General features: G+C 71.7%; 14 protein-coding genes and 1 pseudogene. 10 read left to right on the forward strand and 5 right to left on the reverse strand.

All coding sequences use genetic code 11. The annotated features are described in order from the left end of the window. Positions 1 to 330: 330 nt before the first annotated feature. Positions 331 to 1,368 (forward strand): lytic polysaccharide monooxygenase, encoded by a 1,038-nt coding sequence (locus ACFWIA_RS19020; RefSeq protein ID WP_387006342.1) that lies wholly within the window; start codon positions 331 to 333, stop codon positions 1,366 to 1,368. Between the two features lie 251 nt (positions 1,369 to 1,619). On the opposite strand, the gene ACFWIA_RS19025 is transcribed toward ACFWIA_RS19020, so the two are convergent. After that, positions 1,620 to 2,666, reverse strand: a complete 1,047-nt coding sequence (locus tag ACFWIA_RS19025; RefSeq protein ID WP_387006345.1) for a hypothetical protein — start codon at positions 2,664 to 2,666, stop codon at positions 1,620 to 1,622. Further along, positions 2,663 to 6,298 (reverse strand): PHP domain-containing protein, encoded by a 3,636-nt coding sequence (locus tag ACFWIA_RS19030; protein ID WP_387006347.1) that lies wholly within the window; start codon positions 6,296 to 6,298, stop codon positions 2,663 to 2,665. Before ACFWIA_RS19030 ends, ACFWIA_RS19025 begins: the two co-directional genes overlap by 4 nt. Before the next feature lie 230 nt (positions 6,299 to 6,528). Here ACFWIA_RS19030 and ACFWIA_RS19035 point away from each other — a divergent pair, with 230 nt between their 5' ends. The 5 genes from ACFWIA_RS19035 to ACFWIA_RS19055 all read left to right on the forward strand — a co-directional run bounded on the left by ACFWIA_RS19035 (position 6,529) and on the right by ACFWIA_RS19055 (position 10,494). Continuing rightward, positions 6,529 to 7,542: a DUF3533 domain-containing protein gene (locus ACFWIA_RS19035; RefSeq protein ID WP_387006349.1), complete on the forward strand. Its 1,014-nt coding sequence runs from the start codon at positions 6,529 to 6,531 to the stop codon at positions 7,540 to 7,542. Positions 7,543 to 7,611: 69 nt separating this feature from the next. Continuing rightward, the gene (gene cutA / locus ACFWIA_RS19040; RefSeq protein WP_387006352.1) at positions 7,612 to 7,947 is read left to right on the forward strand and encodes a divalent-cation tolerance protein CutA; all 336 of its coding nucleotides are present in this window, start codon (positions 7,612 to 7,614) and stop codon (positions 7,945 to 7,947) included. 106 nt (positions 7,948 to 8,053) lie between these two features. Then, the gene (locus ACFWIA_RS19045; RefSeq protein WP_387006355.1) at positions 8,054 to 8,791 is read left to right on the forward strand and encodes a hypothetical protein; all 738 of its coding nucleotides are present in this window, start codon (positions 8,054 to 8,056) and stop codon (positions 8,789 to 8,791) included. A 140-nt stretch (positions 8,792 to 8,931) separates the two neighbouring features. Next, the gene (locus tag ACFWIA_RS19050; protein WP_387006357.1) at positions 8,932 to 9,108 is read left to right on the forward strand and encodes a hypothetical protein; all 177 of its coding nucleotides are present in this window, start codon (positions 8,932 to 8,934) and stop codon (positions 9,106 to 9,108) included. 162 nt (positions 9,109 to 9,270) lie between these two features. After that, positions 9,271 to 10,494: a helix-turn-helix domain-containing protein gene (locus tag ACFWIA_RS19055; protein WP_387006360.1), complete on the forward strand. Its 1,224-nt coding sequence runs from the start codon at positions 9,271 to 9,273 to the stop codon at positions 10,492 to 10,494. Between the two features lie 131 nt (positions 10,495 to 10,625). On the opposite strand, the pseudogene ACFWIA_RS19060 reads toward ACFWIA_RS19055, so the two are convergent. Continuing rightward, a pseudogene (locus ACFWIA_RS19060) lies at positions 10,626 to 11,170 on the reverse strand (NUDIX domain-containing protein). Positions 11,171 to 11,307: 137 nt separating this feature from the next. On the opposite strand from ACFWIA_RS19060, the gene cutA (ACFWIA_RS19065) reads away from it, so the two are divergent. Beyond that, a complete protein-coding gene (gene cutA / locus ACFWIA_RS19065; protein ID WP_387006363.1) occupies positions 11,308 to 11,634 on the forward strand; it encodes a divalent-cation tolerance protein CutA in 327 nt (108 codons plus the stop codon). A 30-nt stretch (positions 11,635 to 11,664) separates the two neighbouring features. Here cutA (ACFWIA_RS19065) and ACFWIA_RS19070 read toward each other — a convergent pair whose 3' ends face one another. After that, a complete protein-coding gene (locus ACFWIA_RS19070; protein WP_387006366.1) occupies positions 11,665 to 12,912 on the reverse strand; it encodes a helix-turn-helix transcriptional regulator in 1,248 nt (415 codons plus the stop codon). A 287-nt stretch (positions 12,913 to 13,199) separates the two neighbouring features. On the opposite strand from ACFWIA_RS19070, the gene ACFWIA_RS19075 reads away from it, so the two are divergent. The 3 genes from ACFWIA_RS19075 to ACFWIA_RS19085 are packed head-to-tail and all read left to right on the forward strand — an operon-like array spanning position 13,200 to position 14,279. Further along, positions 13,200 to 13,631 carry a hypothetical protein gene (locus ACFWIA_RS19075; protein ID WP_387006369.1) on the forward strand — a complete coding sequence of 144 codons (432 nt, stop codon included), beginning with the start codon at positions 13,200 to 13,202 and terminating at the stop codon, positions 13,629 to 13,631. Next, on the forward strand, positions 13,625 to 13,921 hold the full coding sequence (locus tag ACFWIA_RS19080) for a hypothetical protein (RefSeq protein ID WP_387006371.1): 297 nt from the start codon (positions 13,625 to 13,627) through the stop codon (positions 13,919 to 13,921). Before ACFWIA_RS19075 ends, ACFWIA_RS19080 begins: the two co-directional genes overlap by 7 nt. Before the next feature lie 19 nt (positions 13,922 to 13,940). After that, positions 13,941 to 14,279, forward strand: coding sequence for a hypothetical protein (locus ACFWIA_RS19085; RefSeq protein ID WP_387006373.1), 339 nt, complete (start codon positions 13,941 to 13,943; stop codon positions 14,277 to 14,279). 32 nt (positions 14,280 to 14,311) lie between these two features. On the opposite strand, the gene ACFWIA_RS19090 is transcribed toward ACFWIA_RS19085, so the two are convergent. Then, positions 14,312 to 14,656: a hypothetical protein gene (locus ACFWIA_RS19090; protein WP_387006374.1), complete on the reverse strand. Its 345-nt coding sequence runs from the start codon at positions 14,654 to 14,656 to the stop codon at positions 14,312 to 14,314. Between the last annotated feature and the right edge of the window lie 8 nt (positions 14,657 to 14,664).

Genomic DNA, 14,664 nt, shown 5'->3' on the forward strand with positions numbered 1-14,664 from the left:
GCGCGACGGGACGGGCGATCGCCCCGACGGGGCCCTGAGCTGCACCAGAAGGCCCTGCGGCGGCTTGCGGCAGGGCCGGAGCCATGCCTTCCGGCGACATCCTGTCGTCATCCGGACGTCACACCGCCGTGAGGATTCGGACGTATCAGGACGCGATCTGAGCGCAGTCCGATGCCCCCCTTAAGAGGGCCATAAAGATCACCCGGAGTGCTCTCAAGCAGCGGTTCCCCGGGCATCGAACGGCTAGCTTTCCTCTTGCCCGGGAGTCACGTACACCGCCCGTACGCCTCCCGGGCTCCCCCCACTTGAGGAAGACTGAGGAGACCGTCCATGACTGCTCGTCGCACGGCCGCCGCGATCGCCGCACTCGGTGTCGCGCCGCTCGTTCTCACCGTCCTGAACGCCTCCCCCGCGGCGGCTCACGGTTCCATGAGCGACCCGGTCAGCCGGGTGTCCGCCTGCTTCGCCGAGGGCCCCGAGAGCCCCGACACCGCCGCTTGCAAGGCCCTCGTCGCCTCCACCGGCACCCAGCCGCTGTACGACTGGAACGAGGTGAACATCGCCAACGCGGCCGGTGCGCACCGCCAGATCATCCCCGACGGCAAGCTGTGCAGCGCCAACCGCTCGAAGTACGCCGGGCTCGACGCCCCGCGGACCGACTGGCCCTCCTCCCCGTTCAAGTCGGGCAACCAGACCTTCAAGTACCGGGTGACGGCCCCCCACAAGGGCTCCATCGAGCTGTACATCACCAAGGTCGGTTACGACGCCACCAAGGCCCTCAAGTGGTCCGACCTCGAGTCGCAGCCCTTCGCCACGGTGACCAACCCGCGCCTGGAGAACGGCTCGTTCATCTTCGACGGGAACGTCCCCCAGCGTTCCGGCCGTCACCTGATCTACTCGATCTACCAGCGTTCGGACTCCCCCGAGGCGTTCTACACCTGCTCGGACGTGGTGTTCGGCAACTCCGGCGGGGCCGCTGCCGGCCCGGTCGCCTCCGCGCCCAGCGACAAGCTGATCGAGAAGGAGCGCGACCAGTCCACCGTGGAGCACAACGGTCACGGTGACATGGCGCCCGAGGGCAAGGGCGGCAAGGAGGCCAAGGGCGGCGCGGTCGCCAACGCCTCGGCCACCGACGGCCCGGGTTCGGTCTCCGCCGTGGAGAGCGGCGGCGCCCAGGGCACCGCTCCGAAGGACTCCGGCGTCAAGGCGCAGGGCAGCTCCACGGAGAACCTCGCCGAGACCGGCGGCACCAGCACCACGCCGTACATCGCGATCGGTGGTGCGGCCGTGCTCGGCCTCGGCGCCGCCGGTCTCTTCGCCTCCGCCCGCCGCCGTGCGGCGACGGGCGGCGGTCGCAGCGGTCGCTGAGGGACGACCGCCGCGCCGGGTGGCCACCTCCGGGGTTGGGATGTTTACCGGGTGGGGTGGCCGCTCACCAAGCGGCCACCCGGAGCCATGTGCCGGAGCGAGGGGGAGGTCCCACTCGCTCCGGACACTAACTGAAGACAACTGAAGACAGTTGTGCACTCCGTCGGGGTGGCGCGCGCCCGGTCCAGGCGCTCGCCACCCCGACGTGCGTGGTGCGCTCCCGTCCGACCCACCGGGTGCCGCCCCGCACGTCACGCGGCGAGCGTCCCCGGCAGCACCGCACGCGGACCGAACTTGGCCCGGGCCCGGTCCGCGACCTCCTCGATCCGGCGGATGCGCTCGTCGGCGGGATCGAGACTGAGTTGGTGTGCGGCGCTCTCGACGGGCGCCAGCCCCTCGGCCCGCAGGGCCAACCCCCTGACCCTGGCCCGCTGGAGCCCGAGTGCCCCGTACGTCCGGTACGCGGCGTCGGTGAGCGCCGCCGAGTGCGCCGTCGGCTCGGGGAGCGCCCGGGTGCGCGTGGTCCCGGGTCGGGCCGCCGGATCGGTCCGGGACCGGTCCGCGTACCGGACGGTGAGGGTCAGCGAGCGGCACACCAGTCGTTCGGCGCGTAGCCGGGCGCCCAGCTCCCCGGCGAGCGAGAGCAGGGCGTGCCGGTGCCGGGCGGGGTCGATCTCGTCGCGGTCGAAGGCGCGGTCGGCGGCGATCGAGCGGGCCGCCTCGTTCGGCACCACCCGGCCCCGGTCGATGCCGTGGGCCCGTTCCCGCAGTTCGCGCCCGGCGCGGGCACCGACGAGCCGTTGCAGGGTGGCGGGTGGTGCCGCGGCCACCCGGTCGACGGTGTCGAGACCGTAGGAGCGCAGGGTGCGCACGGTCGCCGCGCCGACGCCGGGCAGTTCGCCGACCGGCAGTCCGGCCAGGAACTCCCGTACGGCGTCCGGGTCCCCGGGCACCGCGAGGGTGGTGCCCGGCACGGCCGCGGCAGCGGCCATCCGGGCGAGCATCGGGCCGGGACCGGCCCCGATCGTGCAGTCGACCCCGTGCAGGGCCAGCGCCCGGACCCGGATCACCGCCGCCAGGTGGACGGCGTCCCGGCCGAAGTAGCGTTCGGCGCCCCGCAGGTCGACGTACGCCGCGTCGGGCGGGGCCGCGGCCACGACGGGACTGACCGTGCCGAGCAGGGTGAGCAGCGGCGGGAGCGGGACCCCGGCCGCGGCGCCACGCCGGGCGTCCGGCCCGGGGAGCCGGAACCGTACGTACAACACGCCCGAGCCGTGGATGTCCCTGACCGTGTTCATCCCGCGCTCCCGGGGCTCTGGTGCCACAACTTCCTGACGGGGTCCCGCGTTCCGTGCGGCCCCTTCGTCACGTCCTCGCCCGCCGGGCGCAGATCGGCCCAGGGGTGCATCTCGTACCCGGTGGACATCCTGATGCGACGCTCGCCTTCGAGGGCTTCGGGCTCGGGTACGGGGGCGGCCAGGTGCCGGGCCACCGCGTCGAGGCCGTCCCGGTCGCGCACCTCCATCAGGTCGGCGAGGTTCCAGGCGGCCGAGCCGACCACGCTGAGGCTGCGCGGGCCCCGGCGCTGGACCGTGCCCCGGACCAGGAGCAGCCAGGAGTGGAAGACGGTGTGTGCGCACGCCTCGTGGGAGTCGTCGAAGAAGGCGAGGTCCACCAGGCCGGTGCCGTCGTCCAGGGTGGTGAAGACGACCCGCTTGCCGGAGCGGATCGGCGGGGTCTGGGTGGCCACCTTGGCGCCCGCGACCAGGACCGTCTCCCCGTGCCGGGCGGACCGCAGCCGCCGGGCGGACCGTACGCCCAGCTCGTCCAGGAAGGACCGGTGGTCGTCCATCAGGTGGCGGGACGCGTCCATCGACAGCACGCCCAGTTCGGCGCTGAGCCGTTCCGTGTCGTCCAGGTCGGGCAGCCCGGCGGCGGCCGTGTTCCGGCCGCCCGCGAGCGGCAGCTGTTCCCCGTACGCGCCCCGGGCGCCGCGGTGGAGTTCGGCGAGGTGGAGTTGGAGGTCCCGGCGGTTCGCACCGAACGCGTCGAGGGCGCCGACCTGGGCGAGACGACGCGCCAACGGGCGGCTGGGGCGGGCCCGTTCCCAGAAGTCGAGGAGGGAGGCGTACGGTTGCCCGCCGGCGATCCGCGTGGCTTCGGCCTCGCTGATGCCGTGCACGTCGAGCAGGGCGAGCCGCAGCCCCCAGCGCTCCGCACCCTCCCCCGAACCGGACACCAGTTCGATTCGGTGGGCGACCGCCGAGGCGTTCACGTCCAGCGGCAGCACGGGCACCCCGCGCCGCCGGGCGTCCGCGAGCAGCAGCCGTTTCGGGTACATCCCCGGGTCGTGGGTGAGCAACCCGGCGTAGAAGGCGGCCGGGTGATGGGCCTTCAGCCAGGCCGACTGGTAGGTGGGAACGGCGAAGGACACCGCGTGCGCCTTGCAGAAGCCGTACGAGCCGAACGCCTCGACGATCTCCCAGGTCCGGGCGATCACTTCGGTGGCGTAGCCGCGTTCCGCCGCGCGCTGCGCGAACCAGAAGCGGATGCGCCCCTGCGACTCCGGGTCCGACAGCCCCCGGCGCACCCGGTCGGCCTCGCCGCGCCCGCAGCCGGTCATGACGTCCACGATGTCGATGACCTGTTCGTGGAAGACGACGACCCCGTACGTCTCCTCCAGGGTCCCTTCGAGGTCGGGGTGGGGGTAGCGGACCGGGGCCCTGCCGTGCCGGGCCTCGATGAAGGGCCGGACCATGTCGGCGGCCACCGGACCCGGCCGGAACAGCGAGATGTCGACCACCAGGTCGTGGAAGGTCGCGGGCTGGAGCCGCCCCACGAGATCGCGCTGGCCCGGCGACTCGATCTGGAAGCACCCGAGCGTCTCGGCGGAGCGGATCAGCTCGTACGTCGCCGGGTCGCCGGGCCGCACCACCTGCGGGTCGTCCAGGTCGACGCGCACCCCGGTGGCCCGCTCGACCTCCCCGACGGCGTGCGCCATCGCCGACTGCATCCGCACTCCGAGCACGTCCAGCTTGAGCAGCCCCAGGTCCTCCACGTCGTCCTTGTCGAACTGGGACATGGGGAAACCCTCGCCGCTGGTCGGCACCACCGGGGTGCGGGCGCGCAGGGTGGCGTCCGAGAGGAGCACCCCGCACGGGTGCATGGCGACCCCGCGCGGGAGCGCGTCGAGCCCTTCGACCAGGTCCCAGAACCGGCCGTACGGGCCCGGCTTCCCGGCCGGACCGCCCCCCGGCCCGGGGCCGGTCGCCGACCGTTCCGCCCGCGCCCGCAGCTCCCGGGCCAGCTCCCGCAGCTCCGGCAGTTCGTCCAGGGCGGCCCGGGCGTCACGGGCCCGGACGTGGGGGAACGCCTTCGCGATCCGGTCGATGTCGGCGGGGTCCACGGACAGGGCGGCGCCCACGTCCCGGATGGCGTGCCGGACCCGGTAGGTCTCGGGCATCGCGACCGTGGCGACGCGCTCGGCGCCGAAGCGGCCGATGATCGCCCGGTAGACGTCGAGCCGGCGGGCGGACTCCACGTCGATGTCGATGTCCGGGAGGACGAACCGCCGCTTCGACAGGAAGCGTTCCATCAGGAGGCCCTGCTCCACCGGGTCGGCGTGCGCGATGCCCAACAGGTGGTTGACCAGCGAGCCCGCGCCGGAACCCCGTGCGGCGACCCGGACCCCCAGGGTGCGCACGTCGTCGACGACCTGGGCCACGGTGAGGAAGTACGGGGCGAACCCGTGGTGGGCGATGATGTCCAGCTCGTGGTGCGTCCGCTCCCAGTACGCGCGCGCCCGCGGCCCCCGGTCGTAGCCGCGCAGGACCAGGCCCGCCGCCGCCCGGGAGGCGAGCACCCGCTGCGCGGTGCGGCGGCCGGCGCCCACCACCTCCGGTTCGGGGAAGTGGACCGAGCGCATCCCGAGGTCGGCGCCCGGATCGACCCGGCACGCGTCGGCGGTCGCCCGGGTCTGCTCCAACAGCCGGTGGGCCGTGTCACGGCGGAACCCGGCGGCCTCCACCACCCGCTCGGCGGCGGCCAGCATGGCGGTCCCGTCCTTGAGCCAGCGCTCGCCCCCGTCCGGTTCGCCCAGGGCGCCGACGGGCACCAGCAGCCGGGCCGCGTCCAGGACGTCGGCGAGGGGGCCCGCGCCCGGGTCGGCGTAGCGGACCGCGTTGCTGAACACGGGGCGCACCCGCTGCTCGGCGGCGAAGCCGACGGTACGGGCGGCCAGCCGCAGCGAACCGGGACCGGTGCCCCGACGACCGTGCCAGACGGCTTCGAGCCGCAGGTCGTCCCCGTACAGCTCCCGCCAGGGCACGAGCAGCCGGGCGGCCCGGTCGGGGCGTCCGGCGGCGAGGGCGCGCCCCACGTCGGAGTCGGGGCCGAGCAGCACGGTCAGCCCCTCGGCGGGGAGCGCGGAACGACCGAGGAGGGGGCGGTCGCCGTCCGTGGCGTGGGCGGCGGTGACCAGTCGGCACAGTGCGGCCCAGCCGGTGGCGCCGTCCCGGGCGAGGAAGGTGACGCGGGGCGCGGACTCGTCGACGAACGCTCCGCCCCGGACCGGGGTACGGCGCGGAGCCCCGGCCCCCGCCGCACGTCCGGGTACCGCCGTGCGTTCAGATGCCGCCGTGCGTTCGGACGCGGACGCGGGCACGGGCTCCGGTGCGGCTTCGGGGGTGCTCCCGGCCGGGGGGCGGGCGCCCGCCCCCCGGACCGCCAGCTCCACGCCGAACAGCGGACGGACCTCGGCCTTCTCGCACGCCTTGGCGAACCGGACGCTCCCCGCGAGGGTGTCCCGGTCGGTCAGGGCGAGGGCGTCCATGCCGCGCTCGGCGGCCCGCTCGGCGAGCCGTTCCGGGTGGGAGGCACCGTACCGCCGGGAGAACCCCGAGGCGGTGTGCAGATGCGTGAACCCTGGCATCCGCGCCTCCTGGTGTTCCGGTACTCGTTCCGCTTGTCCGCTTCCGTCTCCGTTCCTCCGCCGCGCCGGTCGCGCCCCCGCTTCCCACCATAGACCACTTTTCGAACGTGCGTACGATAAGCGGAAGGGGGGCGGCCCCCGCGGGCTCGGGTCGCTCCGGGCTCGTGCTCCGTCCGCCATTCGGCCGTGTCCCACCTGCGGAAGCAGCCCCCGGGCCGGACCGTGAGGGCATGCGCTTCGTCGACGAACTGAAGAGCGCGGTGACCCCGCGCGCGGCCCTGTTGGTGGTCGGCGTGGTGGCCCTGCAACTGCTCTTCATCACCTCCTACGTCGGCGCCCTGCACCACCCGAAGCCGACGGACGTCCCCTTCGCCGTCGCAGCACCCGCGGCGGCGGCCGACCGCACCACGGCCCGACTGTCCGCGCTCCCCGGCGACCCGCTGGACACCCGGACGGTGCCGGACGCCGCGGCGGCCCGGAACCAGGTACTCGACCGGGAGGTCTACGGCGCCCTCCTGGTCGATCCGACGGGCCGGACGGACACCCTGCTGGTCGCCTCGGGCGGCGGGGCCGCACTGTCCACGACCCTGGTCAAGCTGGTCACGGAAGCGGTGGAGGCCGAAGGGCGCACGGTGCGCACCGAGGACGTGGCGCCCGCCTCACCCGAGGACTTCGAAGGGCTGTCGTCCTTCTACCTGGTCGTCGGCTGGTGCGTCGGGGGCTACCTCTGCGCGTCGATCCTCGCGATCAGCGCGGGGGCGCGTCCCGCCAATCCCACTCGGGCCGTGATCCGGCTGGGGGCGCTGGCCCTGGCCTCGCTCGCCGGCGGGATCGGGGGCGCGGTGATCGTCGGCCCGATCCTCGGCGCGCTCCCGGGCAGCACCTTCGCCCTGTGGGGGCTCGGCGCGTTGGTGACCTTCGCGGTCGGCGCGGCGACCCTGGCGCTCCAGGGCCTGACGGGGATCGTGGGCATCGGGCTCGCGATCCTGCTCGTGGTGATCGCGGGCAACCCCAGCGCGGGCGGTGCGTTCCCGCTCCCGATGCTCCCCCCGTTCTGGCAGGCAATCGGCCCCGCCCTCCCGCCGGGCGCCGGCACCTGGGTGTCCCGCTCCATCGCCTACTTCCACGGCAACGCGGTCACCGGGCCGTTGCTGGTGCTGTCCGCGTGGGCCGTGGGGGGCTCGGCGGTGACGATGCTGACCGCGGTCCGCCGCCCGCGCCCCGCACCTACGCCCGCCGAATAGGTACGGGGAAGCGCTACGCCATGAGGGAGCTGGGTAGGGTCACGGGACCCGTACGGAGGAGGCCCCGCAGTGGCAACGGACGTCGTGATCGCGCAGACCACCATCGACGACGAGACCAAGGCCGAGGAGTTGGCACGGGGGGCCGTCGACGCCCGCCTCGCCGCATGCGCACACATCGACGCCCCGTTCACCGCCATCTACCGGTGGAAGAACGAAGTGGTCCGGGAACGCGAATGGCGCATCTCCTACAAGACGACCCGCGAACGCCTACCCGAACTCGCGCGATGGGTGGCATCCACCCACCCCTACGAGGTCCCCGAGTGGATCGTGCTCCCCGTCGAAGACGGCTCACCGGCGTACCTGTCCTGGGTGGCCGAGGAGACGACCCCGGACGTGAAGGACTGAGCCCCCCTCAGACCCGCGACACCCGACGGTGGGAGCACGCTTCCGTGCGGTCGGGAGCCGGAAAAGTCTGAGCGCCGAGTGACGGCGCGGCGTAGGCTCCGGCGCTGTGGACCTGCGAACCTTCGCTTTCGATGACCGGCCCGACCTGCACGAGCAGGCTGAGGAGATCTTCAGTGCGGGCTGGCCCGAGTTCATCTTCCACGACCCCGTTGCTGACCAGCAGATGGACCGGGTCCGGCAGTGGTTCGGGGATCTGAACCTCCTTCTGGTCGACGGTGAGGACCGGATCGTGGCCGGCGGGTGGGGCGTCCCCCTGCGCTGGGACGGGTCGCTCAAAGACTTGCCCGGCGGTTACGACGAGTCGCTGGTGCGGGCGGTCGCCCTGCACGAGGCGGGTGGTCCAGCCGACACCTTGGTGATTGCCGCGGCTCAGGTGCGTGAAGACCTCCAGGGGCGCGGCCTGGCTCCTGAGATGCTCGGACTGCTCAAGTCGGCTGGGGAACGAGCCGGTCTGGCACGCGTCATCGCCCCGGTGCGGCCGACGTCGAAGGCACGCTATCCCCTGATCCCGATGGACGAGTTCATGAGCTGGACCCGGGCGGACGGCGCTCCGTTGGACCCGTGGCTGAGGACTCACCATCGCATGGGCGCCCGTTTGCTGCGTGCCGCAGAACGCTCCATGGTGATGACGGGCTCGGTCACCGACTGGGAGGGGTGGGTGGGGTTCGCCCTCCCTGCGTCCGGAAGCTACGTGGTCCCGGGAGCCCTCGCGCCACTCACCATCGATCGCCTCACCGACCGGGGCGAGTTGGTGGAGCCGAACGTGTGGGTGCAGCACCGCTGAATTGCCGTGTTCCCGGAGGTCGAACCTTCCGGGTGCCTCGACCGGGGCGGAAGGGTTGTCTTGCGCCGAAGTCCAGCCCTCTGCCGCGCATCCCCTTACCGTGGCGGGAGGAGCACTTGCAGGTGAGGAGAAGGCCAGTCATGTACGTCATGCGTGACCATCCGGAGGGTGGTTTCTACATCGTGCACGGGACGAGTGGACACCTCGCCCACATCGATCGTGACGGGCATCAGACCGCAGCGATCTTCGAGGACCGGGCCGAGGCGGAAAGGTGCGCGGACGCCCTCAACGTGGCGGAGGAGGAGAGGTACTGGTGACACCAGTCCGCTCGTCCATCTGCCCTGGGCCGGCAGGGCGAGCCCGATTTCGTTAGGCCCGGGTGTCGAACGGGCGCCGGAGCCGATGGGCCCGGCAACGCAGCACGTCCCAACCGGGCGTTGACGGTACCGTTTTGATGTCGAGTCAGAACGGAGCCCCTCATGCCCGCGACCCCCGACAAGTCCCCCCTCACCTTCGGCCAGCGCCTCCGCTCCCACCGCGAACGGTCCGGGATGTCCCGGCCCGTCCTCGGCGGTCTCGTGGGACGGTCCGCGGAATGGGTGAAGGCCCTGGAGAACGGACGACTGCACCTCCCCCGACTACCGCTGCTCCTCCGCCTGGCCGAAGTGCTCGGCATCGACGACCTCGCCGAACTGACGGGCGACGAACGGGTATCGGCAGCCACCTACACCAAGGCCGCGCACGCGAGCCTGCCCGCGGTACGGGCGGCACTCACCACTTTCCGATTCGCGGCGGCCGACGAAGCACCCGAACCCGCCGAGGCCCTGGAGTCGCGCGTACGACACGCCTGGCAGCTGTGGCACGGCATCGGAGACCACCGCACCAAGGTCGCCACGCTGCTCCCGGCCCTCATCACTGACTGCCGGCACGCGGTCCGCGGCCTGGAGGGCACCGCCCGTCGCCGGGCGCTCGCCGCACTGGCCCAGACCTATCACCTCACCCAACTCTTCCTCAGCTTCCAGCCCGCGCCCGAGTTGGTGATGCTGGCCGGCGACCGCGCCATGGCGGCTGCCCAGGACGCGGACAGCCCGCGCTCGATCGCCGTCGCCGCCTGGTACATGAACCACGTGTTCCGGGACGCGGGGGAACGTCACGAGGCCCGCGTCGACCTGGCCATGCAGGCGGCGGACCTGCTCGACCCCGACCGGCGACCGGAAGACCTCGCCCGATGGGGGCTGCTGCACCTGGCAGTGGCGCTCTCCTTCGCCAAGATCGGCCGCCGGGGAGACGCCGAACGCTTCTGGGACCGCGCGGGCGACGCCGCCCGGCGCTTGGGCGAGGACTACACCCACCCCTGGCTCATCTTCGGGCGCCGCACGGTCGACGCCTACGCGGTCACGATGCACGCGGACCTGGTCAGCCCCGGCCAGGCCGTCGACGCCGCCACCCGCATCGACCTCGCCCCCGTGCCGTCAGCCACCCGCCGGGCCTTCCACCTGATCGAGTCAGCACGTGCGTACCGACTCCAGGGCGAGGACATCGCGGTGCTCCATCTACTCAAGAAGGCGCAAGCGACATCCCCGGAGACGGTGCGGTTCAACACCTTCGCCCGCCCCACCGTGACCGACCTCGCGACGGGAACGAACGCGATGATCCGGGACGACGCGCGGGTCCTGGCCCGACAGATCGGCATACCTGCCTGACGGGTACGGGCAACGGGGTACAAGAGGTACCCGTCTTGGCCCGTTTTCGCCCGTGGTCCTGTCTGCAACGCCTGGCACGGGGCAAGGTTGCCGTTCCTGGAACGGCCCAATGCGGGTAAGCCCCGCGGCACTCAGCCGGGTGTGTGCCGAACACGCAGGTGGTGGAGCATCAGCAGCGCAGCAACCGCGTTCGCGGACCGGACCTCACCACGCGCGATCAACTCCGGAACCCGCTCCAGGGGCACCCACTCCCGACGCGCGGATTCGAACGCGTCCTTCGGGTGACCCATGTACTCAGCGGTGTCAGACCAGTAGATGCGATGGTGCGAGGTGGAGATCCCGGGCATCGGGTCGATCGCCAGCAGGAGCCGCATCGGGCCGGGACGCCAGCCCGTCTCCTCCTCGAACTCCCTGGCTGCCGCGGCGGCAGGGGCCTCACCCTCACCGGTGCCACCGGAGGGAAGCTCCCACCCCCAGACGCCGGTGATGAACCGGTGCGCCACAACAACAGTGCTTCGTTGCGCTCGTTCACCACGGTGGCGACCGCGACCGGCCGCACACGAATCACGGTGTGGTCCAGATGGCGACCGTCGGGCAGTTCAACGTCCGCCATGTTCACCGTGACCCATCGGTTTTCGTACACGGTGCGCTCGCTGAGGGATTTCCACTCGGACACTCGGTACTGCCTTCCTCTGGGAGGTGCTCAGCCACCCCACCACACGGGTCCGATGCGGTCGCCGCGGGGCGGGCGCCGCGCTCCGTCATGTCGAGAACTGGGTAGGGTCACAGGACCCGTACGGAGGAGGCCCCACAGTGGCAACGGACGTCGTGATCGCGCAGACCACCATCGACGACGAAACCAAGGCCGAGCAACTGGCACGGGGTGCCGTCGACGCCCGCCTCGCCGCATGCGCACACATCGACGCCCCCTTCACCGCCATCTACCGATGGAAGAACCAAGTGGTCCGGGAACGCGAATGGCGCATCTCCTACAAGACAACCCACGAACGCCTACCCGAACTCGCACAATGGGTGGCATCCACCCACCCGTACGAGGTCCCGGAGTGGATCGTGCTCCCCATCGAAAGCGGATCGGACGCGTACCTGTCCTGGGTCGCTGAGGAGACGACTCAGGCGTAATGGGAATGGGCCCCGCCCGTGTGGGCCCACCTACGCTGCCAAGGACTGGAGATCACGGCGAAGGTCTCGTTCACTGTCCGGCAACTGGTCAGCAACGAGTTGCGCGCGGGACCGGCCCATGGTGTTCAGTCGCGCGGCGGCTGTGGTGGCGAAGTCGCGGGCGACCTCTACACCGTGGTCGGTGACTCCGCCGTGAAGGAGCGCCCCAGCGACGTCACCCAGGATCACGACGCCCGCGTCGAGGCGATCGTTCCCAAGTCGACTAGTGGCCGCCGCCGCGACGTCGGATAGGTCCGGGTGACTGAGCCGTCCGTAGGTCGATAGGACGAGCGAGTCGAGTCGGGCAGGCGTCATGAAGCGCACCCAGGGCTGCTCGACCGTGTGGTCACCGTAGTCGTAGGCGACTTGGGCCCGGTCAATCGCGCGGAGGGCAGACTTGGTCTCACCGATCGCGGCGGCCTCTTCCGCGTACCGTCCGTGGATCCAGGCTGCGGCCGTGGCGGTGCCTGGACCTCGAACGTCACTGGCCGCCTGGTCAAGAATCTGCATCGCGTGTGCCGGGTCGGCTCCGTAGCTGGCGTATGTGAGGGCCAGCGCACGCAGGGGCGGGTGCCCAGCGACTTCAGCGCACTCGGTGGTGACCTGGTAGTACGCGCTCGCCGCCTGGTGGTCGCCCATGTCCCACGCCAACCATCCAGCTAGCGCCGCAGTCTCCCCGGCCGCAATCGTGAGTGTGGCTCCGTGCTCACCAGCACGGCCGAGCACACAGGTGAGGGCATCCAAATGCTGCTCCACGTGCCGGCGCAGCTGTTGCGCTGTCAGTGTCAGCTCACTGATGTGCAGTGCCCCAGCTCGGTGGGTGAGCGCCTGCATCGCCTCGGTGTCGATCTTGGATCCCCGGCGCAGTGCATGGGCGAGCCGTCCCCAAGGCTCCGCCGCTGCGGCGGCACCGACCACGGCACCGCCCATCAGTGCTGTCCGTCGTTTCATCTCGTCTTCTTCTCCCTCCTCCCAACAAGCTCGCTGCCGGCGTAAGGCACGGGCGGAGGCTGCCGCCCGCTGAAGCTGTTCAGGAGGCACCCCGCACGCAACCGCAATCCGCGCGACGGTGTAGTCCGTCGGGATGTTCTGGTCGTGTTCGTATCGGTTGATCTCACGGCGGGTCAGTGTGGCGCGGCCCGAGACCGCGTTGACCGCCTCGGCCTGTTGGTCCTGCGTCCGGGCTGCCTCCGCCCGAAGGCGACGGAGAAGCTGACCGAACGTCTCGTCAGAGGGCATAACCGCATCATGGCGGCCCTTTCCCCCTCTGTTTCCCCCTGACGAAGAAATTCCCCCGGCCAGATCCCCTGTGCGGAACGGGGGCACGCACGGTTCGATCTCTCAAGAACGGAGGTCAGGCCACCGGCCCGCCATACCCAAATTGCGCAGGTCATCGCCTCCCCTCTCACTCCAGGTACGTCGTATGAGGGACACCTCTTCCAGTACAGCGCTACCTGACCCAGATACGACAGACCCCGGCGACCACATGAACGGCCCCGGGCATGGCCGACTGCGCAGGAGTCGACGTGAAGCACAACACAAGCTCCGATGTGACCACGGCAGAGGAGGAAAAACTCTTCACGGAGCCACACCTCTTGTCCGACCGCCTGACCGCATGGGCCCGTACCCGGGACACGGGCGAACGTGCCGCGGTTGCCGCGCTGCTTCAGGAGAGCGACGTCCTGGCTCGGGAGGACATACGGGACTTGCTCGTCATCGACACCGGGAAGCGTGCGTACTGCGACTGGCCGCGGTTCGAGGGCCAGTACCGTACGGTCCTCGTCCTGGACACGAGTGAGCGTGCGTTCCTGGATCTCGTCGTGGCGGTGGGGTTTCCGCGGCTGGTGCCGTTGTGGCAGGTGGAGAACCTGGGCGAGCGGCGCCTAGTGATCGTCCTGCGTGCGTTGGCTGCGCTGGCCGGGGTGGACACGATCGCGGTGGGTACGCGGGCGTGGTGATGCTCTGCGTGCGGTGCCTGTTGGTGGTCCGCGTGGGCGAGGCGTACGACTCGCAGCTGCGTCGGTCCACGGTCGGCGCCCTGTACACCGCGTACGTCCACCTGGAGTGCACCGTCCCGGTGTCCGCCCGGGCCACCTCGGCAACGGAACGCGAATCCGCCACGCCCCCCCGGCGACACCGAGGCCCGGCAGGCCGCGCCGTGAGCCCCCGCACCGAACAGTTCCTGTACGTCCTGACCCTCGCCGGACTCCTCGGCGCCCTCGCGTACGGCATCACCACCACCCGCTGAACCACCCACGAGGACACCGATGATCCACACCCGTACCCGTACCGCCCGCGCGTACTGCGCGCGCTGCACCGAGCCCATCCGGTGGTGGCAACGCCAGGTCAGCAAGCTGCGCTTCTCCCCGTCCGGGCCCGGCACCACCGTGCACCTCCACCGCCGCTGCCTCCCGGACGCGATTCCGTGCGCACCGTGCGTCAAGGCCCGCATCTTCGGCACCGACCACCACGACTGCCACATGCGGGCCCCGGGCACCCACCGGGTCCGCCACGGCCGGGCCACGCTGAACCTGAACCCCCGCAACCGCCCGCAGCCCTGCCCGTGCACCTGCCGGAACCGGGCACGAGCACGAGCGCGAACGTGATGCTGCGCCGTCCGGCCGGGTCCAGGGGAACCTCAGGGCTTGACGTCCGGCACCGGCGCGGGCAGCCCCTCGTACCAGCCCTCGGCAGCCAACCAGAAGACGACCAACGCGGCGAGGACCGTCACGCCCCGCCCCGCGGCACCCGCAGCGGACAGCCGCAGCCCACCCGCACGCGGCAGCCACCAAGCACCGAGCGCGCAGCAGATCCCGGCCAGGACCGTCAACGGCAGTTCCGCGTAGAGCACGCTCCAGTCCGGCCCGCTCGCGGATCCGGCCCGCGCCCGCACCTCCGCCCCCGCGGCCCAGGCGACCAGACCGGTGAAGGCACCGGTCAGAGCCGTCAGCGAGCCGGTCAGCACTTCAGCTTTCTCCCTCATGGCCCGAT

Origin of the sequence: Streptomyces sp. NPDC127068 (genome assembly GCF_042724695.1) — a bacterium.
Classification (GTDB): Bacteria; Actinomycetota; Actinomycetes; order Streptomycetales; family Streptomycetaceae; genus Streptomyces.

Bases quoted from the DNA above. Each gene is read 5' to 3' on its own strand.
- ACFWIA_RS19020 (WP_387006342.1), top strand. From the start codon at position 331: ATGACTGCTCGTCGCACGGCCGCCGCGATCGCCGCACTCGGTGTCGCG.
- ACFWIA_RS19025 (WP_387006345.1), bottom strand. From the start codon at position 2,666: ATGAACACGGTCAGGGACATCCACGGCTCGGGCGTGTTGTACGTACGG.
- ACFWIA_RS19030 (WP_387006347.1), bottom strand. From the start codon at position 6,298: ATGCCAGGGTTCACGCATCTGCACACCGCCTCGGGGTTCTCCCGGCGG.
- ACFWIA_RS19035 (WP_387006349.1), top strand. From the start codon at position 6,529: ATGCGCTTCGTCGACGAACTGAAGAGCGCGGTGACCCCGCGCGCGGCC.
- ACFWIA_RS19050 (WP_387006357.1), top strand. From the start codon at position 8,932: ATGTACGTCATGCGTGACCATCCGGAGGGTGGTTTCTACATCGTGCAC.
- ACFWIA_RS19055 (WP_387006360.1), top strand. From the start codon at position 9,271: ATGCCCGCGACCCCCGACAAGTCCCCCCTCACCTTCGGCCAGCGCCTC.
- ACFWIA_RS19070 (WP_387006366.1), bottom strand. From the start codon at position 12,912: ATGCCCTCTGACGAGACGTTCGGTCAGCTTCTCCGTCGCCTTCGGGCG.
- ACFWIA_RS19085 (WP_387006373.1), top strand. From the start codon at position 13,941: ATGATCCACACCCGTACCCGTACCGCCCGCGCGTACTGCGCGCGCTGC.
- ACFWIA_RS19090 (WP_387006374.1), bottom strand. From the start codon at position 14,656: ATGAGGGAGAAAGCTGAAGTGCTGACCGGCTCGCTGACGGCTCTGACC.